Source organism: Agromyces terreus (assembly GCF_009749465.1).
Lineage (GTDB): Bacteria > Actinomycetota > Actinomycetes > Actinomycetales > Microbacteriaceae > Agromyces > Agromyces terreus.
On sequence record NZ_WBIS01000002.1, the window covers coordinates 716,294 to 742,512 of the forward strand.

At 70.9% G+C, this 26,219-nt stretch carries 27 protein-coding genes; 15 read left to right on the forward strand and 12 right to left on the reverse strand.

Translation table 11 applies throughout. The features are described 5' to 3' along the window. Nucleotides 1-42 precede the first annotated feature (42 nt). Together GQQ92_RS08295 and GQQ92_RS08300 are read right to left on the reverse strand one after the other, a co-directional pair. Nucleotides 43-978: a sulfite exporter TauE/SafE family protein gene (locus tag GQQ92_RS08295; RefSeq protein WP_156998729.1), complete on the reverse strand. Its 936-nt coding sequence runs from the start codon at nucleotides 976-978 to the stop codon at nucleotides 43-45. A gap of 156 nt (nucleotides 979-1,134) precedes the next feature. Then, nucleotides 1,135-1,656, reverse strand: coding sequence for an RrF2 family transcriptional regulator (locus GQQ92_RS08300; protein ID WP_308206746.1), 522 nt, complete (start codon nucleotides 1,654-1,656; stop codon nucleotides 1,135-1,137). A gap of 190 nt (nucleotides 1,657-1,846) precedes the next feature. On the opposite strand from GQQ92_RS08300, the gene GQQ92_RS08305 reads away from it, so the two are divergent. Then, a complete protein-coding gene (locus GQQ92_RS08305; protein ID WP_156998730.1) occupies nucleotides 1,847-3,286 on the forward strand; it encodes a hypothetical protein in 1,440 nt (479 codons plus the stop codon). A gap of 99 nt (nucleotides 3,287-3,385) precedes the next feature. Here the strand turns inward: GQQ92_RS08305 and GQQ92_RS08310 are convergent, their stop codons facing one another. Then, nucleotides 3,386-3,856 carry a MarR family winged helix-turn-helix transcriptional regulator gene (locus tag GQQ92_RS08310; protein ID WP_232057572.1) on the reverse strand — a complete coding sequence of 157 codons (471 nt, stop codon included), beginning with the start codon at nucleotides 3,854-3,856 and terminating at the stop codon, nucleotides 3,386-3,388. Nucleotides 3,857-4,220: 364 nt separating this feature from the next. On the opposite strand from GQQ92_RS08310, the gene GQQ92_RS08315 reads away from it, so the two are divergent. Next, nucleotides 4,221-4,793: a dihydrofolate reductase family protein gene (locus tag GQQ92_RS08315; protein WP_156998731.1), complete on the forward strand. Its 573-nt coding sequence runs from the start codon at nucleotides 4,221-4,223 to the stop codon at nucleotides 4,791-4,793. Here GQQ92_RS08315 and GQQ92_RS08320 read toward each other — a convergent pair. From GQQ92_RS08320 to upp, 3 genes are all read right to left on the reverse strand, one after another. Beyond that, nucleotides 4,787-6,352, reverse strand: coding sequence for a cell wall-binding repeat-containing protein (locus GQQ92_RS08320; RefSeq protein ID WP_156998732.1), 1,566 nt, complete (start codon nucleotides 6,350-6,352; stop codon nucleotides 4,787-4,789). The genes GQQ92_RS08315 and GQQ92_RS08320 overlap by 7 nt on opposite strands. A 30-nt stretch (nucleotides 6,353-6,382) precedes the next feature. Next, complete coding sequence (locus tag GQQ92_RS08325; RefSeq protein WP_156998733.1) at nucleotides 6,383-7,141, reverse strand: winged helix-turn-helix domain-containing protein; 759 nt, start codon at nucleotides 7,139-7,141, stop codon at nucleotides 6,383-6,385. Nucleotides 7,142-7,632: 491 nt separating this feature from the next. Further along, nucleotides 7,633-8,265, reverse strand: coding sequence for a uracil phosphoribosyltransferase (gene upp / locus GQQ92_RS08330; RefSeq protein ID WP_156998734.1), 633 nt, complete (start codon nucleotides 8,263-8,265; stop codon nucleotides 7,633-7,635). A gap of 44 nt (nucleotides 8,266-8,309) precedes the next feature. Here upp and GQQ92_RS08335 point away from each other — a divergent pair, with 44 nt between their 5' ends. Next, nucleotides 8,310-8,825: a nucleoside deaminase gene (locus tag GQQ92_RS08335; protein WP_156998735.1), complete on the forward strand. Its 516-nt coding sequence runs from the start codon at nucleotides 8,310-8,312 to the stop codon at nucleotides 8,823-8,825. A gap of 7 nt (nucleotides 8,826-8,832) precedes the next feature. Here GQQ92_RS08335 and GQQ92_RS08340 read toward each other — a convergent pair whose 3' ends face one another. Both GQQ92_RS08340 and GQQ92_RS08345 read right to left on the reverse strand, forming a co-directional pair. Next, nucleotides 8,833-9,570, reverse strand: coding sequence for a glutamine amidotransferase (locus GQQ92_RS08340; RefSeq protein ID WP_156998736.1), 738 nt, complete (start codon nucleotides 9,568-9,570; stop codon nucleotides 8,833-8,835). Next, complete coding sequence (locus GQQ92_RS08345; protein WP_156998737.1) at nucleotides 9,567-10,529, reverse strand: cation diffusion facilitator family transporter; 963 nt, start codon at nucleotides 10,527-10,529, stop codon at nucleotides 9,567-9,569. Before GQQ92_RS08345 ends, GQQ92_RS08340 begins: the two co-directional genes overlap by 4 nt. A 23-nt stretch (nucleotides 10,530-10,552) precedes the next feature. On the opposite strand from GQQ92_RS08345, the gene proC reads away from it, so the two are divergent. The 5 genes from proC (at nucleotide 10,553) to GQQ92_RS08370 (ending at nucleotide 15,225) form a co-directional block, all read left to right on the forward strand. After that, a complete protein-coding gene (proC, locus tag GQQ92_RS08350) occupies nucleotides 10,553-11,404 on the forward strand; it encodes a pyrroline-5-carboxylate reductase (protein WP_156998738.1) in 852 nt (283 codons plus the stop codon). Between the two features lie 47 nt (nucleotides 11,405-11,451). Then, the gene (locus GQQ92_RS08355; RefSeq protein ID WP_269149159.1) at nucleotides 11,452-12,900 is read left to right on the forward strand and encodes a beta-N-acetylhexosaminidase; all 1,449 of its coding nucleotides are present in this window, start codon (nucleotides 11,452-11,454) and stop codon (nucleotides 12,898-12,900) included. Between the two features lie 108 nt (nucleotides 12,901-13,008). Then, the gene (locus GQQ92_RS08360; RefSeq protein ID WP_156998740.1) at nucleotides 13,009-13,392 is read left to right on the forward strand and encodes a YciI family protein; all 384 of its coding nucleotides are present in this window, start codon (nucleotides 13,009-13,011) and stop codon (nucleotides 13,390-13,392) included. A gap of 92 nt (nucleotides 13,393-13,484) precedes the next feature. After that, a complete protein-coding gene (locus GQQ92_RS08365) occupies nucleotides 13,485-13,868 on the forward strand; it encodes a YciI family protein (RefSeq protein WP_156998741.1) in 384 nt (127 codons plus the stop codon). A 10-nt stretch (nucleotides 13,869-13,878) separates the two neighbouring features. Continuing rightward, a complete protein-coding gene (locus GQQ92_RS08370) occupies nucleotides 13,879-15,225 on the forward strand; it encodes a DUF6596 domain-containing protein (RefSeq protein WP_232057573.1) in 1,347 nt (448 codons plus the stop codon). A 210-nt stretch (nucleotides 15,226-15,435) separates the two neighbouring features. Here GQQ92_RS08370 and rlmC read toward each other — a convergent pair whose 3' ends face one another. Then, a complete protein-coding gene (gene rlmC, locus GQQ92_RS08375) occupies nucleotides 15,436-16,611 on the reverse strand; it encodes a 23S rRNA (uracil(747)-C(5))-methyltransferase RlmC (RefSeq protein ID WP_156998742.1) in 1,176 nt (391 codons plus the stop codon). Nucleotides 16,612-16,706: 95 nt separating this feature from the next. Between rlmC and GQQ92_RS08380 the strand changes: the two genes are divergently transcribed. Continuing rightward, complete coding sequence (locus GQQ92_RS08380) at nucleotides 16,707-17,117, forward strand: hypothetical protein (protein ID WP_156998743.1); 411 nt, start codon at nucleotides 16,707-16,709, stop codon at nucleotides 17,115-17,117. A gap of 27 nt (nucleotides 17,118-17,144) precedes the next feature. Here the strand turns inward: GQQ92_RS08380 and GQQ92_RS08385 are convergent, their stop codons facing one another. Together GQQ92_RS08385 and GQQ92_RS08390 are read right to left on the reverse strand one after the other, a co-directional pair. Then, nucleotides 17,145-17,813: a potassium channel family protein gene (locus tag GQQ92_RS08385; protein WP_156998744.1), complete on the reverse strand. Its 669-nt coding sequence runs from the start codon at nucleotides 17,811-17,813 to the stop codon at nucleotides 17,145-17,147. Next, nucleotides 17,806-19,254, reverse strand: coding sequence for a TrkH family potassium uptake protein (locus GQQ92_RS08390; RefSeq protein WP_156998745.1), 1,449 nt, complete (start codon nucleotides 19,252-19,254; stop codon nucleotides 17,806-17,808). Before GQQ92_RS08390 ends, GQQ92_RS08385 begins: the two co-directional genes overlap by 8 nt. Nucleotides 19,255-19,327: 73 nt before the next feature. Here GQQ92_RS08390 and GQQ92_RS08395 point away from each other — a divergent pair, with 73 nt between their 5' ends. Beyond that, nucleotides 19,328-19,768 carry an ArsR/SmtB family transcription factor gene (locus GQQ92_RS08395; protein WP_156998746.1) on the forward strand — a complete coding sequence of 147 codons (441 nt, stop codon included), beginning with the start codon at nucleotides 19,328-19,330 and terminating at the stop codon, nucleotides 19,766-19,768. 115 nt (nucleotides 19,769-19,883) lie between these two features. Here the strand turns inward: GQQ92_RS08395 and GQQ92_RS08400 are convergent, their stop codons facing one another. Beyond that, nucleotides 19,884-20,393 (reverse strand): GNAT family N-acetyltransferase, encoded by a 510-nt coding sequence (locus tag GQQ92_RS08400; protein WP_156998747.1) that lies wholly within the window; start codon nucleotides 20,391-20,393, stop codon nucleotides 19,884-19,886. A gap of 130 nt (nucleotides 20,394-20,523) precedes the next feature. Between GQQ92_RS08400 and GQQ92_RS08405 the strand changes: the two genes are divergently transcribed. The 5 genes from GQQ92_RS08405 (at nucleotide 20,524) to GQQ92_RS08425 (ending at nucleotide 26,215) form a co-directional block, all read left to right on the forward strand. After that, on the forward strand, nucleotides 20,524-20,622 hold the full coding sequence (locus GQQ92_RS08405; RefSeq protein ID WP_003792170.1) for a 30S ribosomal protein bS22: 99 nt from the start codon (nucleotides 20,524-20,526) through the stop codon (nucleotides 20,620-20,622). 174 nt (nucleotides 20,623-20,796) lie between these two features. Then, nucleotides 20,797-21,069, forward strand: a complete 273-nt coding sequence (locus GQQ92_RS08410; RefSeq protein ID WP_156998748.1) for a glutaredoxin family protein — start codon at nucleotides 20,797-20,799, stop codon at nucleotides 21,067-21,069. A 177-nt stretch (nucleotides 21,070-21,246) separates the two neighbouring features. Beyond that, the gene (locus tag GQQ92_RS08415; protein WP_308206744.1) at nucleotides 21,247-23,580 is read left to right on the forward strand and encodes an arylsulfatase; all 2,334 of its coding nucleotides are present in this window, start codon (nucleotides 21,247-21,249) and stop codon (nucleotides 23,578-23,580) included. A 63-nt stretch (nucleotides 23,581-23,643) separates the two neighbouring features. Beyond that, nucleotides 23,644-24,573 (forward strand): HAD family hydrolase, encoded by a 930-nt coding sequence (locus tag GQQ92_RS08420; RefSeq protein WP_156998750.1) that lies wholly within the window; start codon nucleotides 23,644-23,646, stop codon nucleotides 24,571-24,573. A 7-nt stretch (nucleotides 24,574-24,580) separates the two neighbouring features. Further along, entirely contained in the window at nucleotides 24,581-26,215 is a 1,635-nt protein-coding gene (locus GQQ92_RS08425) for a SulP family inorganic anion transporter (protein ID WP_232057574.1), read from the forward strand. The last annotated feature ends 4 nt before the right edge of the window (nucleotides 26,216-26,219 follow it).

A 26,219-nucleotide genomic window follows, 5' to 3' on the forward strand; every position in this document is an offset into this window, starting at 1 on the left:
GAGAATGCCGCGGAGCGAGCGGATGCCCGTGAGGGCTCGGACTCAGCGCTCGTCGACGGCGGCCGCGGCGACCGGTGCGCTCGAGGCATCCGGTGCGCCCGCGCCATCGGCGTCACGGCGTCGTTCGGCGCGCAGGGTGCGCACCGCGAAGGCGACCGCCGCCGCCCAGATCACGACGATGCCGAGCAGCACCGCGCCGGTGATCAGCCCCGAGGCCTCCGCGGTGATGAGGATCGTGCGGGCGTTCGTGAAGACGATGATGCCGCCGACGAGCGAGCCGAGCAGGCGCGGGGGCAGCTTGCGCACGAGCCAGGCCGCGAGCGGGGCGGCGAGCACGCCGCCGATGAGGAGCGCGAGCACCCACCCGAGGTCGAAGCCGCCGGTGCCGAGCCCGATGAGGAATCCGATGCTCGCCGCGACGGACACGAGGAACTCGCTCGTGTCGATCGAGCCGATGACCTTGCGGGGTTCGATGCGGCCGCTCGCGAGCAGCGCGGGGGTGCCGACGGGCCCCCAGCCGCCGCCGCCGGTGGCGTCGAGGAATCCGCCGACGAGGCCGACGGGGGCGAGGAACCGCAGTCGAAGCGGCTTCGCGGTGTTCACCTTGGGCAGCGCGCGGAAGGTGAAGCGCACGAGCAGGTAGACGCCGAGGGCGAGGAGGATGCCGGCCATGATCGGCTTCGCGGCATCCGTCGACAGCGACGACAGCACGGTCGCGCCGAGGAACGCGCCGATCGCGCCCGGGACGCCGATGCGCAGCACGACCTTCCAGTCGACGTTGCCGAAGCGCCAGTGCGAGACGCCCGACGCGAGGGTCGTGCCGATCTCGGCGAGGTGCACCGACGCGCTCGCCGAGGCGGGGTTCGCGCCGATCGCGAGCAGCAGGGTGGTCGACGTGACGCCGTAGGCCATGCCGAGGGCGCCGTCGACGAGCTGGGCGGCGAACCCGACGAGCGCCAGGAGTACGAGTGTCTGCATCACGCCTGCTTTCCGAGAATTCCAACTGGAGTACTCGGGAATCTATTGGCGCCGGGTCGGACTCGACAAGCGACATGTCGAAGGATGTCGTCGCGTGACGTCATCCGGCGGTCGCGGTCGCGGTCGCGGCGGCCGAGCGGATGCCGCGAGCCGGCGTCAGCCGCGCGGCTCGGGGCTCTGCCAGGCCGACGGGTCGTCGGCGAGTTCGCGCACGTGCGGCGGCAGGCCGCCCGAGACGACGGAGGCGAGCGTCGTCTCCTCGAGCACCGACCGGACGCTCGCGCGAAGCGCCACCCAGACGTCGAGCAGCCCGGTGCTCGCGCCCGTGTACCGCAGGTCGGAGGGGCGCGAGTCGCGCACGAACACGAGCGGTCCGTCGACGGCGCGCACGACGTCGGCGACGGAGACGGCGTCCGCGCTGCGGGCGAGCCGGAAGCCGCCGTTCGCTCCGCGACGGCTCTCGGCGATGCCCGCCCGCCGGAGGCTCGTGAGGATGCCCTCGAGGAAGCTCGCGGGGATCTCCTCCGCCGTCGCGATCGATTCCGATGACACGAGCTCGCCCTGCGGGGCGGCGGCGAGCATGAGCGCTGCGCGCACCGCGTAGTCGGCGCGCGCCGAGATGCGCATCAGCGCACGCCGCGGATCGGGAGCGGGGTCGACGGCATGTGGGACATTCAAGCAGATCCGCACTGGGGTGGCGGCGCACGGGAGGAATCACCCCCGTTCAGGGGTGATTTCCCTTTGCTTTGCTGTGGATCTGCTGAACAACGGGTTTCGTTGCACAATCCGGCGTTGGCCCGCCCGAACGGGCCCGGTTACGCTCGGAACCTACTGACCGTGAGGGAACCGGACCAAGAGGGCTCGGCGTATGGATGCACGGGTCTTCGGGGGCCTCCGGGCGGTGCCGGTTGGGGCGACCGCCGCTTCCGTCGTGCGCTCGTCGCGGGCGTTCGACGCGTCGCTCCGGCAGCGCGCCGCGCGTCGGCGCGAAGCGGGCAGGCGGCTCGCCTCGATCCGAGACGGGGTCGCGGCATCCGTCATGCGTCGGGTGCTCGTCACCCTCATCTCGCTGCTGCTCGGCGTGGCCGTGTTCCAGGTCTTCGCGCCGCGATTCGGTTCCCCGATCGACGCGGCCTGGCAGGACCGTCAGGCCGGGGCGATCCTGCTCGGCGCGACGGCGGGCGTCCTGGTGTTCGTCGCCCTCGGCATCGCCTCCGCATCGGGCCGGGGCATCGCGCTCCTGCACGCCATCGGCGTGCGATCGACGCCGGCCAACCGTGCCGCGCTCGCCGCGGGGTCATGGTTCGCGGTCGCGGCGCTCGGGGTGCACTTCTCGGCCGCGGCCTTCCTGGCCGTGCCCGGGCAGCAGTGGGGCGTCGCCGCGGTGCTCGGAGGGGGGCTCGCCGTCGCGGTGTTCTGCCTGCACCGGGTCGCCGTGCACGACCACGTCTACCGCACCTTCAACCTCGCCGCGCTGCTGCTCGCGAGCGCGGCCATCGCGAGCATGGGCACGACGGCGACCGGCTCGTGGTGGGATCTCAACTTCAGCACGCTCGGCACGACCGACGACGTCGCGGCGTTCTACTTCAACGCGGGCGCGGTGCTCTCGGGGCTCTCGATGGCGCTCCTCGCGCGCACGCTGACCGCCGGGCTCGCGGCGCCGCGCTTCGGTGCCGGACCCGTGCGCATGCGGGTGCTGCGCGGGTGCATCATGGCGATCGGGGCCTGCCTCATGGGCGTCGGCCTCGTGCCCATCGACACCGCGACCTCCCTGCACAACGCCTTCGCCCTGGGTGCCGCCGTGAGCTTCGCCGTGCCCGCGCTCGGGTTGCGGCTGCTCGTGCCCGGCGCGCCGAAGCGGTTCGTGCAGCTGTCGTTCGCGCTCGTCGTGGTCGAGGTCGCGGCGATGGGGCTCTACGACGGCGTGCGGCTCGTGAGCCTCACGGTCTTCGAGATCGTGGCGTTCGCGCTCATCTTCGTGTGGCTGATGTCGCTCACGATGACGCCGCGTGAGCCCGGCGCGCTGCGCGCCGGCGCCGCGGATGTCGCGGGCCTCTCGCTCGAGGCCGTGCACGTGGCGAAGCGGCCGGTGTCGGGGGCCGAGGGTCGTCGCGGCCCGGGGTCGGGGCATCCGCCGGCTGCATGGATTGACCCTCATTCGGGGCGCTGTGCAAGTCGCCCCGCACGGATACGATTCGAGCAACCCGGAGACGGCCCGAGCCCGTCCGAATCGTCCTGCGAATCGGGAACTGATCGAGATCACTTCCTCTGGAACGCCTCACCGAGCTCAGTTCGGGTCGCTCGGTAGGGGGAGGCCTCCACGAGGCCGCAGTGGGGCGGGAGGTAGGGTTCCCGCTCCACTGTCCCGCGCCTGCGACAGCGCGACGGAGGCGCCTCGCCGGCGGGGCTATGCGCCCGCGGGGTCTTCGCCGACGAGCGGTTCGGCGATGGCCAGCCGCAGCCGCCGGCACAGGTCGGTCAGCGCGACGAGCTCGTCGTCGTCGAGCCCGGCGCCGACGTTGCGCTCGATGGCCTCGATGTGGAGGTACGCGACCCGGCGGTACAGCGCGAACCCGTCGGCGGTCATCGACACGATGGTGCCGCGCCCGTCGTCGGGGTCTGGCGCCTTGGCGACGAGTCCGCGAGCCGAGAGGCGGTCGAGCATGCGGCTCACGCTCGGCTGGCTGATCAGCACCGAACGGTTGAGGTCCTTCAGTCGCAGCCGTCGCTCGGGCGTTCGGGCGATGTTGAAGAGCACGTCGTACTCGTTGAGCGAGACGAGGTCGCTCGGGAACCCCTCGGCGAGGCGGCGCATGACGGTGACCTGGGCGCGGAACACCGACTCCCACGCGGCGACGGCGATCACTCGGTCGGTCACTCGGCTCCCTTCGGCGAGGCGGTCGCCATCGACATCCGAGACGATGCGATCGACGACCTCATCCAAGGATAGGGAAACCGGCGCCGGAAATGGGTGAGGGCCGGTCGTAGAGGCTGACGACCGACCCTCACCCTTGCACCAAGAGTGTCCTGCAATCACATTCCGCACCGACCGCCACAGCAAACAGTCGGTGCACAACCGAATATATAACGGATCGGTAACGGGCGCCAGTTATCGTTCCGTTATTTTTCGAGATCGTCTCCGGAGCGGCATCCGGGGGCGCAATACCGCGGATGTCGCGGGCCTGCCCGCCTCCATTGTGTGCGAGCTTCGAGTGCGGGAGGATCGCCCGCAGGGGGTGGTTATGGGCAGGCTCATCTACACGGCGATCTCGTCGCTCGACGGATACGTCGCCGACGCCGAGGGGCGTTTCGACTGGTCGATGCCGAGTGAAGACGTGCACGCCGCGGTCAACCGGCAGCAGCGCGGCATCGGCACGATGCTGCTCGGCCGCCGCATGTACGAGGTCCTCGTCGCGTGGGAGCACATGGACGTCGAGGGCGCCCCCGAGGTGTACCGCGAGTACGCCGAGCTGTGGCGCTCGACCGACAAGGTCGTCTACTCCGCGACCCTCGACCTCGTCGGCAGTTCGCGCACCCGCATCGAGCGGGCCTTCGACCCCGACGAGGTCCGGGACTTCGTCGCGGCATCCGATCACGACGTGTCGATCTCGGGGCCGACGCTCGCGGCGCACGCGCTGCGGGCGGGCATCGTCGACGAGGTCGGGCAGTACCTCGGCCCGGTCGTCGTCGGCGGGGGAGTGCCCGTCTTCGCGCCCGGACTGCGCCTCGATCTCGAACTCGTCGAGGAGCAGCGGTTCCCCGACGGGGTCGTCTACCTCGGATACCGGCCGGCAGCCGCGGACGCGGCTCAGTAGCCCGGCGCGGCCGGAACGCCGAAGTAGTCCTCGAGGGAGTGGAATCCGCCCTCGTGGTAGTCGCGGGCGAGCACGGTGCCGACGTAGCGGTAGTGCCACGGCTCGGGGCTGTACCCGGTCTTGCCGGTCTGCCCGCTCTCGTAACGGAGGATGAAGCCGTAGCGCCAGGCGTTCGCGACGAGCCAGCGCCCCTGCGGAGTGCCGCCGATGCACTCCATGCATCCGTTGGCCGAGATGTCGGCGGCGAAGCCGGTCTGATGCTCGCTGTAACCCGGGCGGGCGGTGAGGCGCTCGGCGGCCGCACGCCCGTTCTGCTCGACGTCGCGCGAGAAGATCGAGGCCTGCGTGGCGTACGAGCGGTAGCCGCTCTGCAGGGACATCGAGCCGACGCCGGCTGCGCTCGCCGCCGCGAACATGGTCCGCAGGGCGTAGGCGGCGTCCTTCTGCATCGGATCGCCCCAAGCCGACGGCACCCGGGGGTCGGCGAGCGTCGGCGTGAAGGTCGACGGCCGCAGCGGCGTGCGCTTGTTCACGAGCACCCATCCGCTCGCCGGGTTCGTGATCGACAGGCACCCCACGAGCTTGCCCACGAGCCCTCGGACCGCGCCGACGCCGCCCACGAGGCGCACCCGCGAGACGGTGGCGCCGGTGAGCTGGGTGCGCAGGGGGGCGGGGACGCAGTACGGCACGCTCAGGTAGAGCGGTCGGGCCCGCATGCCCGCCAGCACGCCCACCGCGAGCGCGTCGGGATAGTTGTAGCCGGTCGCGACGTAGGCGTCGCCCCGCGGAGCCGCGCCGAAGGCGGCCGCGTTGATCGCGATCGAGGTGCCGACGCGGTCGGATCCCGAGAGCCGCTTCGTCGAACCGGCGCCGAGCAGCGCGGCGATGCCCTTCTCGATGCCGCTCGAGACCACGCCCGTGCCGCCTACGATGACGGCGTTCGCCGTGCCGAGATCGCGCAGCAGCGTCTGGGTGGCCGCGTCGAGCTTCGACGACCTGCCGGGCACGAGCAGCAGGGGTGCCCGCTTCGCGCCGGCGGCCGGCACGGCGGCCAGCGCGTCGGGGTAGTCGGCGCCCGTGGCGATGTAGACGGTGGGCGCCGTGGTGAACGCCGCGCGCACGACCGCCCGCCCGGTCTCGTATCGGTCGACGCCGCTCTGGCGCACCACGGTGGGCGCGTACGACCTGGCCGCCTTGGCGACGGCGTCGGAGACGGCCCCCGTGCCGCCGACGATGACGATGCGATCGGGGGCGAGCCGCTTGAGCTCGGCCGCGACGACGGCCGGGATCGCCTTCGGCGTCGTCAGGAGCATCGAACCGCCCGCGGCGACCGCGGCCGGCCCGGCGCTCAGCGCGTCGGCGAAGTTCACGCCCGAGGCGAGGTAGACGGTCGCCGCGCGTTTCGGGAAGGCGAGCTTCGAGACGGCGACGGAGGTCGCGTATCGATCAGCGCCGCTGATGCGGTCGTAGGCGACGGCGGCCTGAGCGGGCTGCGGGCTCGCCCACAGTGAGGACAGGAGGAGGGCCGCCACGATCAGTGCGGAGATGCCCCGGTACATGGGCACATCCTCGCACGGACGGCAGCGCGCTCAGTAGAGGTCGGGCGACGGGGTCGAAGCCTGGCGGATCGAGACGTCGGCGTGACGGTCGAACCGGTAGCCGATGCCGCGGACCGTGCGCACGATGTCTTGGTAGTGGGCGAGCTTCGAGCGCAGGCGGCGGACGTGCACGTCGATGGTGCGCTCGCTCGGCACCTCGTCTTCGGCCGACCACAGGTTCTCGATGAGCTCGTGGCGGTCGATGGTGCGGCCCTCGCGCAGCACGAGGAACTGGAGCAGCTCGAACTCCTTGTAGGTGAGGCCGGCGGGCTCGCCGTCGAGGAGCACGCGCTTGCGCGAGATGTCGATGATCACGCCGTTGGGGTGACGGTCGGCGTCGTTGCGGGTCTCGCCCGCGTCGCGCTGCTTGGCGAGGGCGGCCGGGTCCTGGAGGGCGAGGCGCACGACGTCGACGTCGCGACCGCCGGCGCCGGCCGGGGCGAGGGCGACGGCCGCGTACGTCTCGGCCGAGGGGGCGATCTCGCCGGTCAGCGCGCGGAGCGCCTCGACGATGCGGTGCAGGGTCGTGCCGTCGGCGTCGGCCTTCGACTCGTCGATGCCGACGTAGAGGACGAAGCCGCGGGCCTCGGTGCCCTCGGGAACGGCGCGCACACGGGGTGCGGCGACCGGCGCCTCGGGGGACGGGCCGACGGGTGCGGTGCCGGCCGGTGCCGGAGCGCTGCGGAGCGGGGTGCGCGTCGTGTCGATGCGAGCGGCGGCGGTGCGGGCGGGAGCGATGGCGAGAGACATGATGGATTCCTTGCGATGAAGAGGGTGCGGCGATCACCCCTCGGCGGGGTGGCGATGGCCCGTGGGCCGAGATGCGAACCTGCTGGAGGTTCGGGGAGTCGCTGCCGGACGAGATGGTCGGGCTACGGCGACTCGGCGGGGAGGTCGCGGGTCAGCGGCACATTCGACAACACATGGATGCACGCGCCGGCATCATGATGCCGGTCGTCCTGAGGGCCTCGGGGGCGATCAGGGAGCGTGCGGTGTCAGTCATGAGCGATAGTCAATCCGACGGCCCGGCATGTGTCAATCCGTGACGCCGGCATGACGCGGTGTGACGCCGCAGACGGTGCGCGTGCGACGACGGCATCCGGCAGGATCGGGGAACGGCGGCCCCGCCCGAAAAGGATCCGCGAAAAGCGTGCTCCGAAAAAAATCTTCTGCAGGTGACCCCGCAGAAACCCGCGGCCGAGCCGAAGATCCTTCGGCAGGCGGGCTGCGGGCGGTGGAGTCTAGACCGTTCCGTAGAGTCGGTCGCCCGCGTCGCCCAGGCCGGGCACGATGTACCCGTGCTCGTTGAGCCGCTCGTCGAGCGCGCCGAGCACGACGGTCACGTCGCGGCCGTGCAGCTGCTCCTCGACGAAGGCGAGCCCCTCGGGCGCCGCGAGGATGCAGATCGCCGTGACATCCGTCGCCCCGCGCTGCAGCAGGAACTCGATCGCGGCCGCGAGCGAACCGCCCGTGGCGAGCATCGGATCGAGGACGAAGCACTGCCGGTCGGACAGGTCGTCGGGCAGCCGCTCGGCGTACGTCGTCGGCTGCAGCGTCTCTTCGTTGCGCGCCATGCCGAGGAACCCGACCTCGGCGCTCGGGAGGAGCTTGACCATGCCCTCGAGCATGCCGAGGCCCGCGCGGAGGATGGGCACGATCAGCGGCTTGGGATCGGCGATGCGCACGCCCGTCGTGGCCGCGACCGGCGTGACGATGTCGACCGGCTCGACGCGGACCCCGCGCGTGCCCTCGTACGCCAGCAGCGTCATGAGTTCTTCGACCAGCGCGCGGAAGACCGGCGACGGCGTGTTCTCGTCGCGGAGCACCGTCAGCTTGTGCGTGATGAGCGGGTGGTCGGCAACATGGACTCGCATAGGCTCGAGTCTAGTTTGCGGCGGTCTCGCGAAGGGAGAACGCAATGGACGCCTCCGTCCCGGCCGTCCACCTCGAGTGGATGGCGCTCGCGCTCGCCGAGGCCGCGCAGGCTCCCGCCACCGGCGACGTCCCCGTCGGCGCGATCGTGGTCGACGCCGACGGACGCGTCATCGCCGCGCGCCGCAACGAGCGCGAGGCCGTCGGCGACCCGACCGCGCACGCCGAGGTGCTCGCCCTGCGCGAGGCCGCGGCCGCCCGCGGCGAATGGCGCCTCGAGGGCTGCACGCTCGTGGTCACGCTCGAGCCCTGCGTGATGTGCGCGGGCGCGATCCTCGCCGCGCGCGTGCCCACCGTCGTCTTCGGCGCGTGGGACGAACGGGCCGGCGCGTCGGGCTCGCTCTACGACGTGCTGCGCGATCGACGCCTCAACCACCGCGTCGAGGTGTTCGCCGGCGTCGAGGCCGAGGCATCCGCACGCCTGCTGCTCGACTTCTTCGGCGACGCCGAGCACCGGCCGGAGCACCGTCCCGAGGACCGCCCCGAGGGCCGTCCGGTCTGATCGGGAGCTACGCCGCGGCCCGACGCGACTCGAGCCCCTCGAGGTACTCGCCGAGCAGGGCCGCGGATGCCGCCTCGGCGCGGGGGCCGAGGTGCACGCGCTCGGCCCGCAGCTGCGACGGGCTCGAACCGTGCTCGTGGAGCTCGTCGCCCCACGCGCGCAGCCAGTCCTCGTGGATCTCGGCGGTGACCTCTGGGTGGAACTGCACCGCGAGCAGCCAGTCGCCCCGACGGAACGCCTGGTTCTCGTACTGCTCGCTGCTCGCGAGACGCTCGACGCCCCGCGGCAGGTCGAACGTGTCGCCGTGCCACTGCACCGTCGGCACCCCGGCGAAGTGGCGCACCGGCGAACGCTCGCCCGCGGACGTCGGCGTCACCTCGAGCCAGCCGACCTCGGTGCGCTCGCCGCGGTAGACGCGGGCGCCGAGGGCCGCGGCGAGCATCTGCGCCCCCAGGCACACGCCGAAGACCGGCGCCTCTGCGTCGATGCGGCTGCGCAGGAGCGAGAGCTCGTCGGCGAGGTACGGGAACCGCTCGGTCTCGTACGCGCCCTCCTCGCCGCCGAGCACGACGACGAGATCGGCGGCGAGCGGGTCGATCGCCGAGACATCCGACACCGGGGCGTCGACGGTCACGACCTCGTAGCCGTGCGCCTCGAGTGTCGGGCCGAGATTGCCGAGTCCGATCGTCGAGTCGTGCCGGAGCACGAGGGCCGTGCGACGGGCGGATGCCGCGGCATCCGTCATTCGAGGCCCTTGATGACGATGGCGTCGGTCGGCGGGGCCGTGAGGTTCGGGTCGACGTAGACGTCGGGCTCGATGTAGATGACCCTGGCCGCAGGGACGGCCGCGCGGATGCGCTGCTCGATGACGTTCGTGGCCGCGGCGACATGCAGCAGCGGCTGGTCGGCGGCGAACCCGAGCTTGGCGGCGACGAGCAGCTCGTCGGGACCGAGGTAGAGGGTCTTCATGTGGATGATGCGCTCGATCTCGGGCCCGGCGGCGATCGCCTGCTCGATCTTCGCCACGTCGTCTTCGGTCGCGCCCTCGCCCACGAGGAGGCTCTTCGTCTCGACGCCGAGGATGACCGCGACGAGCACCAGCAGTGTGCCGATCGCGAGGGTGCCGACCGCGTCCCACGTGGGGTCGCCCGTGAGCACCGTGAGCCCGACGCCGAGCATCGCGAGCACGAGGCCCGTGAGGGCGGCGACGTCTTCGAGCAGCACCACGGGCAGCTCGGGCGCCTTCGCCCGCCGCACGAACTGCACCCAGCTCTGCGAGCCGCGCAGCGGGTTCGACTCCTTCACCGCGGTGCGCAGCGAGAACGACTCGAGCACGATCGCGATCGTGAGCACGAGCAGGGGCAGCCACGCGTTCGTCAGCTCGTGCGGATGCGTCAGCTTCTCGATGCCCTCGTAGATCGAGAACACGCCGCCGACCGAGAAGAGGATGATCGAGACGACGAAGGCGTAGACGTAGCGCTCGCGGCCGAAGCCGAACGGGTGCTCCTTGTCGGCGGCCTTCTTCGCCTGACGGCCGCCGAGCATGAGAAGCAGCTGGTTGCCCGAATCGGCAACGGAGTGGATGCCCTCGGCGAGCATCGATGCCGACCCGGAGAAGAACCACGCGATGAACTTGGTGATGGCGATGCCGAGGTTCGCGAGGAATGCCGCGACGATCGCCTTGCTGCCGCCTGATGCGCTCATGCGCCAATCCTAGGATGGGTTGCATGCCCGATCGACAGCCTGTGAAACTGCCCGCGATCGCCTTCCTCGGGGCCGGGTCCATGGCCCGAGCCGTGCTCACCGGACTGCTGCAGCCGGGCATCGAGGTCGAGGGCGGCATCCGCGCGACGAACCGCTCGGCGGCCAACGCGGCCTCGCTCTCGGAGCTCGACGGAGTGACGGCCTACGCCACCGAGACGGATGCCGCGGCCAACCGCACCGCCGTCGCCGGGGCGAAGCTCGTGGTCGTCGCCGTGAAGCCCGCGATGGTCCCCGACCTGCTGCGCGAGATCGCCGACGCGCTCGAACCCGACGCCGTCGTGGTGTCGGTCGCGGCGGGCGTCACCGTCGCCACGTTCGAGTCGCTGCTGCCCTCGTCGATCGCCGTGATCCGTTCGATGCCGAACACCCCCGCGCTCGTCGGCCGGGCCGTCACGGGCGTCGCGCCCGGCACCCGATCGAGCGATGACGACCTCGCGCTCGCCGTGACCCTCTTCGAGACCGTCGGCGACGTCATCGTCGTGCCCGAGGAGCAGATCGACGCGCTCTCGACGATCTCCGGGTCGGGGCCGGCCTACGTCTTCTACCTCATCGAGCAGCTCACGGCCGCGGCCGTCGCCAAGGGCTTCACGCCCGAGCAGGCCGCGCTCATGGTGCAGGGCACGTTCCGGGGGGCGAGCGAGCTGCTCGCGGCATCCGACGTCGACCCGACCGAGCTGCGCCGACGCGTCACGAGCCCGAAGGGCACCACCGAGCGGGCCGTCGCCGTGCTCGAGGCCGCCGGCCTGCAGGGCGTCTTCGACGAGGCGACGGATGCCGCGCTCGCGCGCGCCCGGGAGCTGGCGGCCGGCGCGTGAGCGCCGACGACCGTCGGTCGAGGAGCGGAGCGTCTCGAGACCCGGGTGTGTCGGATGGCGGGTCTCGAGACGGCGCTGGGGCGCCTCCTCGACCGGCGGGGGGTCGTGGGTCGAGGAGCGGAGCGTCTCGAGACCCGGGTGCGGCGGCCCCGCTCGACTTCACCGGCGAGCCGCGGTTCGCCTGGCGCGGCGTCATGCTCGACGTCGCCCGGCGCTTCAGGCCGATGCCCGACCTGCTGCGTTTCGTCGACCTGCTCGCGGCGCACCGCATCACCGTGCTGCAGCTGCACCTCACCGACGACCAGGGGTGGCGCTTCGAGGTGCGCGCGTTCCCGCGGCTCACCGAGATCGGCGGGCGACGCTCCGAATCGCAGCTCGGCCACGGGCCCGAGTCGACGCTCGACGGCGTGCCGCACGAGGGCTTCTACACCCAGGCCGAGCTGCGCGAACTCGTCGGGTATGCGGCCGCCCGCGGCATCCGCGTCGTTCCCGAGATCGACGTGCCGGGGCACGCCAAAGCCGTGCTCGCGGCATACCCCGAGTTCGGCGTCGGCGAGATCGACGACGTGCGCGCGCGCAACGCCGAACCGTGGACGCGGTACGGCATCAACGACGAGGTGCTGAACGTCGAGGACGCCACGATCGCGTTCGTGTGCACCGTGTTCGACGAGCTCTGCGACGTCTTCGACCCCGAGGCATCCGGCACCGACGTCGTCGGACTCGGCGGCGACGAGGCGCAGAAGGCGCGCTGGGCGTCCGACCCGCGCACGCAGGAGCTCATGGCCGAGCGCGGCCTCGCCGACGAGCACGAGCTGCAGGCCTGGTTCCTCGCGCGGGTGGCCGCGCACCTCGCGTCGCGGGGGCGCCGGGTGATCGGCTGGGACGAGATGCTCGAGGGAAGCGGCCGTGCCGCGGCATCCGATGGTCGCGTTCCGAATGCCGAGCCGGATGCCGCGGTGCCGCCGCTTCCCGGAGACGCCGTCGTCGCCTCGTGGCGCGGGCCCGTCGGCGCGGAGCTCGGCGCGCGACTCGGGCACGACGTGGTGCTCTGCCCCGACCTCTGGACCTACTTCGACTACCGGCAGTCGGATGCCGCCGACGAGCCGATCCCGGTCGGGACCGTGCTCTCGCTCGCCGACGTCGCGACGTTCGACCCGGTGCCCGCCGACGCGCCGGCGTGGTTCGCCGACCGCGTGGTGGGCGTGCAGGCGAACGTGTGGTGCGAGCATCTCGACACCCGCGACCGACTCGACTACGCGGTGTTCCCGCGCCTCGCCGCGTTCGCCGAGGTCGCGTGGCACGGGCGGCCCCTCGACTGGGCCGCGTTCTCGTCGCGATTGCCGGCGTACCTCGCGTGGCTCGATGCGCAGGGCGTCGCCTACCGCCCGCTCGACGGCCCGCGGCCCGACCAGCAGCGACCGGGCGTGCCCGGCGTGCCGCGTTCGCGCGAGGAGCGGCTCGCCGAGCTCGCGCGGCTCACGGCGAACCTCTCCTGAGTCCTTCCGAGGGATTTCGACGGGAATGTCGATTTTCGACGCGCTTCCTCGTCACCATGGTGTGACGAACCTCGTCACGGCCCGACGGGCGATGACCAAGGAGCTGCCATGACCGACACCTACGTGTACCTGATCCACGAGCCCGATTGGGACTCCGACGCGTTCCTCGGCGGCGGCGGCGTGCCCGGCGGGGATCCTGAGAACAACTTCCCCGAGCACAAGGCTTTCCAGGAGGCGGTCGTGCGTCTCGGCGCGCGCCTCATCGGCGGATCCGCGCTGCAGAACGCGCGCCACGGCGGCCGGGTCACGCCGGGGTCGGGGGAGCGCGTCGAGCACGACGCCGTGTACTCCGACGGGCCGTACCCCGACACCACCGAGGTCGTCACGGGGTTCTACCTCGTCGAGACCGACGACGAGGAGCTCGCCCGGCGCATCGCCGCGCTCGTGCCGACCGGCGGCCACGTCGAGTGGCGCAAGGTCTTCCCGACCTGAGCGGCGAGGGCGAGCGGCGAACCGACGACGAACGACGAAGAACGAACGACGAAGAACGAACGACGAAGAACGAACGACGAACGGAGACGGTGATGACCGACACGTACCTGTACCTGATCCACGAGCCCGACTGGGACTCCGACGCCTACGCCGACGGCGCCGGCGGCGACCTGCAGCAGGAGTTCCCGCAGTACGCCGCGTTCTCCGAGGCGGTCACCCGACTCGGCGCCCGCATCGTCGGCGGAGAGGCCCTGCACAGCGCCCGCTACGGCGGCCGCGTGCGCCCCGGCGAAGGCAGCGACGACGAGCGCGTCGGCGGTGCCGTCTACACCGACGGGCCGTTCCCCGACACCGCCGAGGTCGTGTCGGGCTTCTACCTCGTGGAGACCGACGACGAAGCGGTCGCACGCCGGATCGCCGCCCTCGTGCCGAGCGGCGGATACGTCGAATGGCGCAAGGTCTTCCCGATGTCGTGAGCGGGCAGCCGTGACCGACCCGATCGCAGATCTGGGCGAGGACTTCGTCGAGGCGTGGCCGCGCATCGTGCGCGCGCTCGCGGCCTACACGGGCAGCCTCGACGACGCGCAGGAGTATGCCGCCGAGGCGATGGCGCGAGCCGTCGCCCAGTCGAGCGAGGGCGGCCCTGCGCTCGGATCCCTCGCGGCGTGGTGCACGACGGTGGGCCGCCGCGCCTGGCTCGACGATCGGCGTCGCGCGGGCGTCGAACAACGGCATGCGCAGTCCGCGGCGGCGGAGCTCGCGTCCGAGATCGCACACGCATCGGTTCCGGATGCCTCGTCCGGGGCATCCGGAACCGATGCGGGTCTCGGCAGCCGAGCGTCCGACCCGCTCGACGACCGGCTCGCCCTCCTCTTCGTGGCCTGCGATCCGGCGCTCACCGAGCAGGCGAGGATGGTGCTCGCCCTGCGGGTCGTGTGCGGACTCGACATGCCGCGCATCGCCGCGCATCTCGGCATCCGGCCGTCGGCCGCGGCCGCGCGGTTCACCCGGGCGAAGCACGCGCTCGCCGAAGCGCGCGGGCGCTTCCGCGTGCCCGAGGCGCCCGAGCGGCGGGTGCGGCTCCCGGTGGTGCTCGCGAGCGTCGCGGGCATGTTCACGGTCGCGCATCGCGACGTGCTCGACCCGCAGACGCCGTTCGACGACCTGGGCCGGCAGACGCTGTCGATCGCCGACGCGCTCGTGGCCGAGTACCCCGACGACCCCGAGGTGCGCGGCCTGCGCGCCGTCGTTCGGCTCGGACTCGCACGTCGGCCCGGCAGGCTCGACGCGCGCGGCGCGGCGCTTCCGCTCGACGAGGTGGACCGGCGCCGCTGGGACCGCCGTCTCATCGAAGCCGGCCTCGACGATGCGGCCGCCGCGGCCGATCGGGGCGACGGGCGCTTCGTGCTCGAGGCCGCGATCGCCGGCCTGCACACCTCCGCGCCGAGCTTCGCCGCGACCGACTGGACGCGCATCGTCGCCTTCTACGCGGCGCTCGAACGCGTCTGGGGCTCGCCGTCGGTCACGGCCGGGCGTCTCTCGGCCGAACTGCACCGCAGCCTGCTCGCCCCCGAGTCGGGCGAGCGCACGGCGTCGTTGCGCGGCATCCGCCTCGAGCTGGAACGGCTGGCCGACGGGTCGGCGCCCTATGCTGCGCTCGACGCCCGGCTCGCGCTGGCCGACCTCGCCTGGCGCACGGGCCGGCGCGCGGAGGCCGCCTCGGAGTACGCGCTCCTCGCCGACGTCGTGCCGACGGAGCCCGTGCGGCGATTCTGCCTCGGTCGCGCCGGGTCGTCGGGGTCGCCGGGGTCGGCGGGTTCGCGGGTCGAGTAGGCGCGCCGGCGCCGTATCGAGGCCGGCGGGGGCGGGTCTCGAGACGCTTCGCTCCTCGACCGGCGAGACACTCGGTCGTTGGTCGAGGAGGCGCGTCAGCGCCGTCTCGAGACCTCGAGTGGGGGTCTCGAGACGCTTCGCTCCTCGGCCGGCGGCGGGTCTCGAGACGCTTCGCTCCTCGACCGGCGTTTCGCTCCTCGACCGGCGAGGCTATGAGCCCGGCGGGGTGCGCTCGAGCAGCACCATGACCTCGAAGTGCGGGGTCTGCGGGAACATGTCGAACACGCGTGCCCGCACCGGCCGCAGTGACGGCATGGCCGCGAGATCCTTCGCGAGCGAGGTCGCGTTGCAGCTCGAGTAGAGCACGTGCCGGATGTCGGATGCCTCGAGCCATCCGCTGAGCTCCGCCCCGATGCCCCGGCGCGGCGGGTTCACGACCACGAGGTCGGGTACGTCGGCGGCGGGCGCGTCGAGCGCGAAGCGCGTGGCATCCCCGGACTCGAAGCGCACCCGGTGGAGGGCGGCATCCGTTCGGCTGAGCTCGGCGCTCGCCACGGCCTCGACGCTCGTCTCGATGCCGGTGACCAGCGGGCCGGTGTTCAGCCCGGCGTCGGCCCCGGCAACCCCGCCGCCCGCGAGGTGCAGCGCGAACCCGCCGACGCCCGAGTAGAGGTCCCACGCCGAGGCGGGAGCGAGGTCGGTGATCCACTCGCGGGCCTCGGCGTAGAGGGCCGCGGCGATGGCCGTGTTCGTCTGGAAGAAGCTCTGCGGGCGCAGGTGCATCGTCACGTCGTTCAGGCGCATCGCGAGCGTCTGCTGCTCGGTGAGCACGATCTCGTGCTCGCCCTCGAGCACGGCCTTGTGCTCGGGCAGCACGTTCACGCTCACGACCCGCGTGTTCGGCAGGTCGGCCAGCAGCGCCGGCAGGTGCTTGCGGATGCGCGCCACGGGCTCGGTCGAGCGCAGCACGAAGCGCACCATGAGTTCGCCGTCGGGCGACTCGGTCACGATGAGGTGCTTGAGTTCGCCCGTGCGGGTCGGCACGTCGTACGGGGTGATGCGCGCGAGCGTGATGAACCGCGCGATCGGCCCGAACGCGGCCCGATGGCCGGGGGAGCAGATGCCGCACGCCTGCAGGTCGACGCCGTGCCCGTCGGCGTCGAGGATGCCGATCGTGGGGGAGGAGACCGTGCCGCCGATCACCATCTTCGCCTTGTTGCGGTAGTCGCGCTCGCCGCTCACGACGGGCGGATGCCACGTGCCGACGCCGAACGGGGCCAGCAGTTGCTCGGCCAGGGCCTGCTTCGCGTCGACCTGCGCCGGGTACGGCTCGCCCATGAGCGAGCACGAGCGGCATCGCCGGGCGTCGAAGTACGGGCAGTCCACCCTGCAAGGCTACGCACTGTCGGCGGCAGGACCCGCTCGGCGCGTCCGCGGCATCCGACCGGGTCGCGGCCCGCCGCGCCGGTAGCGTTCTCGACATGAGCGCGTGGGACACGATCGGCGTGATCGCCGAGGTCATCGGCTGGGTGGGGCTCGGGCTGGGGCTCGTGTGCCTCGGCCTCGCGCTGCTGATCCGCCTCGCCGACGGCCGGTGGCTGCCCACCGACGCCGTGATCGCCGACGAGCCGGGCGCCGATGCGCCGGGCGGCATCGTCGTCCGCTGGTTCGCCGGCGGGGAGTTCCACGTGCGGCCGTTGAGCGCCGCCGAGCGCCACCACGTCGACGGCCCCGGCGAGGAGCAGGCGTACTACCGCGAACGCGAGCCCGAGCACCTTCGCCTGCACGAACCGCCCGCGGGGCGCCGCATCCTTCGCCTGCTCGGGTTCGTGTTCCTCGGCCTCGCGGTGGTCGCGGGCGTCATCGGCATCGTGCTCATGCTCACAGCCTGAAGCGAACGACGGATGCCGCGGCATCCGTCACTCGAGGGCGGCGAACTTCTCGATGTCGGCCTCGGTGCCGGAGACGATGATGAGGTCGTGGTTCGAGACCACGGTCTGCTCGGTCGCGTACGTGAACGGCTTGCCGGGGCTCTTCACGCCCACCACGGTCACGCGGTGCTTGGAACGCACGCCCGACTCGGTGAGGTTCTTGCCGCGGATCGGCTTCGGCGGGTACATCTTCACGAGCGCGAAGTCGTCGTCGAACTCGATGAAGTCGAGCATGCGGCCCGAGACGAGATGCGCGGTGCGCTCGCCCGCCTCTCGCTCGGGGTAGATCACGTGGTTCGCGCCGATGCGCTCGAGGATCTTGCCGTGCGACGCCGAGATGGCCTTGGCCCAGATCTGGGGGATCTTCAGGTCGACGAGGTTCGCGGTGATGAGCACGGATGCCTCGACCGACGACCCGACCGCGCAGACCGCGATCGAGAAGTCCTGCGCGCCGATCTGGCGGAGCGCGTCGATCGACTTGGCGTCGGCGACCACGGCGTGCGTGACCCGCTCGGACCACTTCTGCACCAGGTTCTCGTCGGTGTCGACGGCGAGCACCTCGCGGCCGAGCCGGTCGAGCTGCCCCGCGGTGGCCGCGCCGAACCGGCCGAGGCCGATGACGAGCACCGGGGCGTCGTGCTTGATGCGATCAACCAACGATGGGCCTCTCTTCCGGACGCTTGAACAACTGCCGTCGCTGGCTCGCGGCGAGGGCCGCGGCGAGTGTCACTGTACCAACGCGGCCCATGAACATCGTGGCGGCCATGACGTACTTGCCCTCGGGCGGGAGCGACTCGGTGAGGCCCGTCGACAGCCCGCACGTCGCGAATCCCGAGATCACATCGAACAGCACGAAGTCGAGCGGTGCCTTGGTGATCTGGGCGATGGTCACGGTCGACACGGCCACGATCGTCGCGCCCCACAGCACGACGCTCACCGAGAGGCGGAGGATGTCGCGGGGGATGCGTCGCCCGAAGGCCTGCATGGACGGCGCGCCGCGGGCCTCGGCGAACGCCGCGAGGAAGAGCACCGCGAGCGTGGTCACCTTGATGCCGCCGGCGGTCGACGCCGAACCGCCGCCGACGAACATCAGCATGTCGGTCACGAGCAGGCTCGACCCGTAGAGGTCGGACATGTCGATGGTCGAGAACCCTCCCGAGCGGGTCATGGTCGACATGAAGAGCGCTTCGTACAGCGTCTTGCCGAGGCCGTACGCGCCGTAGGTCTTCGGATTGTTGTACTCGAGGATGAGGAAGGTGATCGCGCCCGCGACGAGCAGGATCAGCGTCGTCGTGAGGGTGAGCTTGACGTGCACGCCCCAGCGGCGCGGTGTGCGCCACGAGCGGGCGAGCGCGAAGATCACCGGGAAGCCGAGGCTGCCGAGGAACACCGCGAGGATCATGAGCGACTGGAACCAGTAGTCGTCGAAGAAGGCGACAGGTCCCAGCGGGTTCGGCGCGAAGCCCGTGTTGGTGAACGCGCTCACCGAGTAGTAGGCCGAGTACCAGACGCTGGTGCCGAAATCGAAGCCCCGGGCGAGCACGCTCGGGATCATGCCGATCATGATGACGGCTTCGATCGCGAGGGTGCTCACGGCGACGGTCACCAGCAGGCCGCCCACCTCGCCGAGTCGCACGGCCTGCCGCTCGGCCACCGGCCCCACGTGGATTCGCGATGGATTGCTGTCGCTCGCGGCCATGAGCTTGGCGCGGAGGCCGAGTCGACGGGAGATCACGAGGCCGAGGATCGAGGCGAGCGTCAGCACGCCGACGCCGCCGATGTTCATGCCGATGAAGATCACCGCATTGCCGAAGGGCGACCAGTGGGTCGCCATGTCGACGACGGTCAGGCCCGTGACGCAGATCGTCGAGACGGCGGTGAACAGGGCGTCGTAGAGCGGCGTGCCGCCGGTGCCCGCGCCCGACCTCGCGATCGGCAGCGCCAGGAGCAGGGTCGTGATGAGGATCAGCCCGGCGAACACGGTGATGGCGAACCGGGAGGGCGAGTTGCGCACGAACGCGTCGACGGCGTCGCGCATGGTGCCGAGCCATGACCGGTTGTCGGGTCGCCCGAACCGACCGACCAGCGGTGCTCGCATCGACACCCCCATGGCTCTGTGATCGAACGCGTGAGTCATGGTACTCCTCGGCGGGAATGACTAGCCTTGGGGCATGGCGGACATCTTCGACGTGGTGGCGGACGCGACCCGACGCGACATCCTTGCGGTGCTGCTCGAGCGCGAGGAGGTCTCACCCGACTCGCACGGCGAGATCAGCGTCTCCGAGATCGTCGCCGCGCTCGGCCTCAGCCAGCCCACCGTCTCGAAGCACCTCAAGGTGCTGCGCGAGGCCGGTCTCGTGAGCGTCCGCGAAGAGGGCCAGCACCGCTACTACCGGCTCGACCGCGGCCCGCTCGAGACCCTCGAAGACTGGCTGATCCCCTTCATGTCCTCGGATGCCGCCGCCGACGCGGCGATGCTCGCGGGCGTCGAGGCATCCGACGCCGAGGCCCTCCGCGCCGAGCAGCGCGCCTTTGCGTCGCGCATCGGCAAGGCATTCGCCGAGACCGCGCACCAGGTGAGCGCGGTCGTCGCGCCGATCAAGCGCAAGTAGGCGGCGGTCGAGGAGCGCAGCGTGTCGTGACCGGCCGGCGGGCGGTCTCGAGACGGCGCTGGCGCGCCTCCTCGACCGGCGAATCCGAGCTGGCGCGCCTCCTCGACCGGCGGGCTCAGCGGAGCGGCTTGATCATCTCGAGTTCGAGACCGCCGGGGGCGAGCTCGTACGCCCGCGTACGGCCCGTCAGGGTGAAGCCGACCTTCTCGTAGAACGCGATGGCGCGCGGGTTGCGCTCGTGGACCTCGAGCCGGAGCGTGTCCCCGTGCTCGCCGGCCCACGCCTCGACGGCCTCGAGGAGGCGCCGCGAGACGCCGGCGCGGTCGCCGCGGTAGGCGGGCGCGACGTAGACCGCGACGAGCAGCGGACCGGACGCGGCATCCGGGATGTAACCGCCCATGTGGCCCACCCAGCGCTCGCCGTCGATCGCGACGATCGAGGTCTGGCCCGGCGTCGTGCCGCGGGCGGCGCGCAACCGCCAGACCGCTTCGCCGTGGCGCTCGGCCTGCGCGAGCGTCTCGCCGTACGCGATGGGCGTGTCGGCGAGCATCTCGAGCCGGAGCGCCCGCACCTCGGCCCAGTCGGCCTCGACGGTGGTGCGGATCACGGGTTCTGGGCGGGGCATCCCTCGACGGTAACCCACCTGATCGGGGCAGTGATCATGGGCACGCCTCGAATCGGCTAGACTATCCCGAGGCTTTCTGGCCACCGGCTGCGACTCGCGCGGCCGACTCGATCTTTTCTGTGAGGTTCTGATGGGTTCCGTCATCAAGAAGCGCCGCAAGCGTATGGCGAAGAAGAAGCACCGCAAGCTGCTTCGCAAGACGCGCCACCAGCGTCGCAACAAGAAGTAGTCGTTCGTCGACTCGACTGAAGCGCCGGCCCATTGGGCTCGGCGCTTTCTGTCGTCCCTGGGTGCATTGGTTCCTCGAGTTGCCCTGTATCCACCGAGTTGCCCATTTCTGTGCGAAGTTGGGCAACTCGGATGCTTCGAGCGGATGCCTCGTCGTCGCGCCTAGGCTGAATCCATGACCCGAGACATCCGCCTCACCCTCATCGGCAAGCCCGGATGCCACCTCTGCGACGACGCGCGCGAGATCGTGCAGGCGGTCGTCGCCGAGGTCGGCGCATCGGATGCCGCGCCGTCGATCACCCTCGGCGAGCGCTCGATCCTCGACGACGCCGCGCTCGCCGAACGGTACGGCGAAGAGATCCCGGTGCTCCTCATCGACGACGAGATGCACGCCTACTGGAGGGTCGATCCGGTGCGGCTGAAGACGGCGCTGCTCGCGCGCCGCTGAGCCGCGGGTCGACGTGCCGCGGGTCCTCGCCCCACACTCTCAACGATTCCGTTGAGATGAGGAACTCTCGTGTCTTGAACTCCCAGCCTTTGCCTCGTGTGCCGAAGCCGCCCGCTGGCTATGGTGAATCGCGGGGGCGCGTTCGTTCCCGTCGATGCAAGAGGGGGAATCGCATTGGTGCGTGAATTCGCGGGCAAGATCGAACTCGATGTTCGGAATTCGAAGGCCGATTGGGATGCCTTCCTCCCCGACAAGGCTCCGAAGCATGCGCCGAACGTGCTCGTCGTGCTCTACGACGACACCGGAACCGCGGCCTGGTCGCCGTACGGCGGGCGCATCGACATGCCCACCATGGACCGCCTTGCGAAGGGCGGCCTGACCTACAGCCAGTGGCACACGACCGCGCTCTGCTCGCCCACACGGTCGACCTTCCTGACGGGACGCAACCACCACCAGAACGGCTTCGCGACGATCTCGGAGTCGTCGACCGGGTTCCCCGGCTACAACTCCCACATTCCGCCTTCGAACGCGACCATGGCGAACGTGCTGCGCGATGCCGGATGGTCGACGTTCTGGGTCGGCAAGAACCACAACGTGCCCATCGACGAGTGGACGGCGGGAGCGTCGAAGAAGAACTGGCCGCTCGCTCAGGGGTACGACCGGTTCTACGGCTTCATCGGCGGCGAGACCAACAACTGGTACCCCTCGCTCGCAGAGGACAACCACTACATCGACCAGCCGTACCTGCCTGAAGACGGGTACCACCTGTCGAAGGATCTCGCCGACCAGGCGCTCAAGATGATCCGCGACGTCAAGCAGACCGAGCCAGACAAGCCCTGGTACCTGTGGTTCTGCCCGGGCGCGAACCACGCACCGCACCACGCGCCCGAGGAGTACATCGCCAAGTACATGGGCCGGTTCGACGACGGCTACGAGGCCTATCGCGAGTGGGTGCTGCCGCGCATGATCGAGCGCGGCATCCTCCCCGCCGACACCGACCTTACCGAGGTGAACCCGATGCCCGACGGCACGTTCACCCAGACCGACCTCGTGCGGCCGTGGGCCGAGCTCACCGACGAGGAGAAGGCGATGTTCTGCCGCATGGCGGAGGTGTTCGCCGGCTTCTCCGAGTACACCGACGCGCAGGTCGGCCGCATCGTCGACTACCTCGAGGAGTCGGGGCAGCTCGAGAACACCCTCATCCTGTACTGCGCCGACAACGGGGCATCGGGCGAGGGCAGCCCCAACGGCTCGGTCAACGAGGGCAAGATCTTCGGCGGGTACCCCGACGACGAGGCCGACAACCTCCGGCTCGTCGACAAGCTCGGCAGCCCCGACACGTACAACCACTACCCGACCGGGTGGGCCATGGCCTTCTCGACCCCGTACCGCATGTTCAAGCGCTACTCGTACCAAGGCGGCGTGTGCGACCCGCTCGTCATCCACTGGCCGGCCGGGTTCGAGGCGAGGGGCGAGATCCGGTCGCAGTACCACCACTCGACCGACATCGTGCCGACCATCCTCGAGGCCTGCGGCGTGACGATGCCCGAGGTCTACGCGGGCGTCGAGCAGACGCCGCTCTCGGGCGTCTCGATGGGGTACTCGTTCGCGGCCGACGGCCCGACCGAGAAGAAGACCCAGTACTACGAGATGCTCGGCAGCCGTGGCATCTGGCACGAGGGCTGGAAGGCCGTCGCCGAGCACGGGCCGATGGCCGGCATGAGCGGATTCGAGAACGACGTCTGGCAGCTCTTCCACACCGACGTCGACCGGGCGGAGGCGCACGACCTCGCGGCCGAGCACCCCGAGAAGCTCGAGGAGCTGAAGGCCCTGTGGCTCGAGGAGGCGAAGGCCAATGATGTGCTGCCGTTGAACGACCTGCAGATCATCGGCAACCCGAAGGACTTCGAGACGTTCATCGGCATGGAGTTCCACCAGCCGACCCCGCCGAGCGGGCGGTACATCTATTACCCCGGCACCTCGGAGGTGCCCGAGCGCAGCGCCGCCAACGTGCACGGCGTCTCATACAAGATCGCCGCAGAGGTCGAGCTCACCGCCGAGAGCCAGGGCGTGATCTTCGCGCACGGGTCGAGGTTCGGCGGGCACGCGCTCGTCGTGAAGGACGGCCAGGTGCACTACATCTACAACTTCCTCGGCATCCCGCCCGAGAACCGCATCTCGGCTCCCGTGCCGACGTCGGGCAAGCACATCATCGGCGTGGAGTTCACGAAGGAGGGCATGGGCGAGTACCGCGAGGGCGTCGGGCCGCTCAAGCTGTACCTCGACGACCAGCAGGTCGGCGAGCAGCAGATCCGCACCGTGCTCGGCCACTTCTCGCTCTGCGGCGAGGGCCTCACGATCGGGCGCGACAGTGCCGACCCGGTGTCGTCGATGTACGGATACGGATTCGACTTCACGGGCGGCGAGATCGCACGTGTCGTGTTCGACATCGCCGACGACGCGTACCTCGACCTCGAGGCGCACCTCGCCGCGGCGATGTCGCGCGACTGATCGATTCGATCCCGCGGTTGCGCATGCCGCGCGCATCCGCCCCCTTATTCGAGAGGAACCCGAATGACGAACGAACTGGCCTCATGGGTCGACACGCCCACTCGCCGCGCGATCACGGCGTTCGTCGAGCGCGTCTCCTCGGGGCCGAACGCGGTGCCCGAGGCCGAACGCGTCGCCGTGTTCGACAACGACGGCACCCTCTGGACCGAGAAGCCGATGCCGACCCAGCTGCACTACGTCGTCGAGCAGTGGCGCAAACAGGCCGAGGCCGACCCGTCGCTCGCCGAGCGGCAGCCGTACAAGGCGGCGGTGACCGGCGACTACGGCTGGCTCGGCGGATCGGTCGACAAGCACTACGAGGGCGACGACAGCGACCTGAAGGTGCTCATCGGCGCGCTCGTCGGCGTGACCGCCGGCATGAGCGTCGACGACTACGCGGCATCCGTCGCCGAGTTCTACGAGAAGGCGAAGCACCTCACGCTCGGAACCCCGTACGCCGACGCGGTCTATCGGCCCATGGTCGAACTGCTGCGCTACCTCGAGGCGAACGGCTTCACGGTGTACATCGTCTCGGGCGGCGAACGCGACTTCATGCGCCCGATGACCGAGGCCTACTACGGCATCCCGCCCGAGCACGTGGTCGGGTCGGCACTCGGTCTGGCGTGGGACGAGGATTCGCACGAGGTCCGCTACACCGCCGGACTCGACTTCTTCGACGACGGCCCCGAGAAGCCCGTGCGCATCTGGACCCGCATCGGTCGCCGCCCGCTCATCGCCTGCGGCAACTCCAACGGCGACATGCCGATGCTCGACTTCACCCGCAAGGGCGATGGGCTCGCCCTGCTCATCCACCACGACGACACGGGCCGTGGCGATCCGGCCTACGACAAGGGCGCGGATGCCGCGCTCGCCGCCGTCGACGAACGCGGGTACACGGTCGTCAGCGTGCGCGACGACTGGTCGAACGTGTTCGTGGACCCGGCAGCCGGATGAGGCCGGAGTGAGCCCGCGGCCGGGCGCGCGTCGCGGAATCGTGCTGCCGACCCTTCGGGGCTATCAGCGTGCGTGGCTCGGCCGCGACATCCTCGCCGGGCTCTCCGCCGGCGCCGTCGTCATCCCGCAGGCCATGGCCTACGCGACGATCGCCGACCTGCCCGTGCAGGTGGGCCTCTACACGTGCATGGTTCCCATGCTCGTGTATGCGATGCTCGGCGGCTCCCGGGCGATGAGCGTCTCGACCACGTCGACCATCGCGACGCTCACCGCGACCACGTTCGTGAGTGCGGGCGTCACCGCGTCGAGCGACGACATCCCGCGCGACCTCATCACGCTCACCCTGCTCGTCGGACTGATCCTCCTGGTCGCCCGGCTGCTCCGTCTCGGCACCCTCGTCGAGATCATCAACCGACCCACGGTCGTCGGCATCCAGATCGGCGTCGGCGCGACCGTCGCCGTCGGGCAGCTGCCGAAGCTCCTCGGCGAGGAGGGCAATCCGACCGGGCAGGGCTTCGTGACGTCGCTGAATGCGGTGCTCGGCGACCTCGGCAGCGCCAATCCGGCGACGGTCGTGCTCTCCGCGGCATCCGTGGCCGTGCTCTTCCTCTTCAAGAGGTTCCTGCCTCGCGTGCCCGCGCCCCTGATCGTCGTGGGGGCGGGCATCGCGCTCGCCGCGTTCGGCGGGCTGCGGGCTGCCGGGGTCGAGCTCATCGCACCCGTGCCCGAGGGGTTCCCCGTCCCCGGCCTGCCGAGCCTCGAGAACGTGGGCGCGCTGCTGCCGGGCGCGCTCTCGATCGCCGTCATGGCGTTCCTCGAATCGGCCGCCGTCGCGCGAGGCATCCGCAAGGCCGGCGAACCCCCGATCGACAGCAATCAGGAGCTCCTCGCGACCTCGGCGGCCAACATCGTCGGCTCGTTCTTCTCGACACTGCCGGCGGCGGGCGGGTTCTCGCAGAGCGCCGTGAACCAGAACGCCGGCGCCCGCACCCAACTCTCCTCGCTCGTGACCGTCGCGCTCGCGGTGCTCGTCGGTCTCTTCCTCGGCCCGGTGCTCTCACTGCTGCCCGAGGCCTCCCTCGCGGCCCTCGTGTTCGTCGCGGTCTTCGGCCTCATCGACGTGCGCGCGATCGTCCTGATGTGGAGGATCTCGCGCCGAGACTTCTGGATCGCCCTCGTCACCGCGCTCATCGGTCTCTCCGCAGGCCTCCTGACCGCGGTCGCCGCCGGCGTCGTCATCACCCTGGTGCTCGTGCTCATGGCGTTGTCGAAGGTGCGCATCCGCGTCGACCGGGCTTCAGCCGACGCGATCGTGGTGAGACCCCTCGGCGCGCTGTTCACCGCGAACGCGCAGGCGACCGAACAGGCGATCCTCGCCGCGGTCGAGAAGGAGGCCGGCGCCCGCATCGTCGTGCTCGACGGCACGCGCATCGAGGACATCTCGGTCACGGTCATCGAGATGTTCGAGGACCTCGGGAGGGAGCTCACGGCCTCCGGTCACGAACTCCGGATCGCGCACGTCGAGCCCGCCGTCGAGGAGATCGCGCTGCGCACCGACGTGTTCCAGCGGGTGCGAGCCGAGGGGCGCCAGTTCCCGACCGTCGAGGCGGCGCTGGCGGCGCCCGCTTCGCCGAGCGACTGACGTT

Coding starts and splice junctions, on each gene's coding strand:
- GQQ92_RS08390 (WP_156998745.1), bottom strand. CDS start 19,254: ATGCGAGCACCGCTGGTCGGTCGGTTCGGGCGACCCGACAACCGGTCA.
- GQQ92_RS08400 (WP_156998747.1), bottom strand. CDS start 20,393: ATGCCCCGCCCAGAACCCGTGATCCGCACCACCGTCGAGGCCGACTGG.
- GQQ92_RS08335 (WP_156998735.1), top strand. CDS start 8,310: ATGGACGCCTCCGTCCCGGCCGTCCACCTCGAGTGGATGGCGCTCGCG.
- GQQ92_RS08325 (WP_156998733.1), bottom strand. CDS start 7,141: ATGTCTCTCGCCATCGCTCCCGCCCGCACCGCCGCCGCTCGCATCGAC.
- GQQ92_RS08405 (WP_003792170.1), top strand. CDS start 20,524: ATGGGTTCCGTCATCAAGAAGCGCCGCAAGCGTATGGCGAAGAAGAAG.
- GQQ92_RS08420 (WP_156998750.1), top strand. CDS start 23,644: ATGACGAACGAACTGGCCTCATGGGTCGACACGCCCACTCGCCGCGCG.
- GQQ92_RS08360 (WP_156998740.1), top strand. CDS start 13,009: ATGACCGACACCTACGTGTACCTGATCCACGAGCCCGATTGGGACTCC.
- GQQ92_RS08365 (WP_156998741.1), top strand. CDS start 13,485: ATGACCGACACGTACCTGTACCTGATCCACGAGCCCGACTGGGACTCC.
- upp (WP_156998734.1), bottom strand. CDS start 8,265: ATGCGAGTCCATGTTGCCGACCACCCGCTCATCACGCACAAGCTGACG.
- proC (WP_156998738.1), top strand. CDS start 10,553: ATGCCCGATCGACAGCCTGTGAAACTGCCCGCGATCGCCTTCCTCGGG.
- GQQ92_RS08380 (WP_156998743.1), top strand. CDS start 16,707: ATGAGCGCGTGGGACACGATCGGCGTGATCGCCGAGGTCATCGGCTGG.
- GQQ92_RS08340 (WP_156998736.1), bottom strand. CDS start 9,570: ATGACGGATGCCGCGGCATCCGCCCGTCGCACGGCCCTCGTGCTCCGG.
- GQQ92_RS08410 (WP_156998748.1), top strand. CDS start 20,797: ATGACCCGAGACATCCGCCTCACCCTCATCGGCAAGCCCGGATGCCAC.
- GQQ92_RS08395 (WP_156998746.1), top strand. CDS start 19,328: ATGGCGGACATCTTCGACGTGGTGGCGGACGCGACCCGACGCGACATC.
- GQQ92_RS08305 (WP_156998730.1), top strand. CDS start 1,847: ATGGATGCACGGGTCTTCGGGGGCCTCCGGGCGGTGCCGGTTGGGGCG.
- GQQ92_RS08315 (WP_156998731.1), top strand. CDS start 4,221: ATGGGCAGGCTCATCTACACGGCGATCTCGTCGCTCGACGGATACGTC.
- GQQ92_RS08295 (WP_156998729.1), bottom strand. CDS start 978: ATGCAGACACTCGTACTCCTGGCGCTCGTCGGGTTCGCCGCCCAGCTC.
- GQQ92_RS08320 (WP_156998732.1), bottom strand. CDS start 6,352: ATGTACCGGGGCATCTCCGCACTGATCGTGGCGGCCCTCCTCCTGTCC.
- GQQ92_RS08345 (WP_156998737.1), bottom strand. CDS start 10,529: ATGAGCGCATCAGGCGGCAGCAAGGCGATCGTCGCGGCATTCCTCGCG.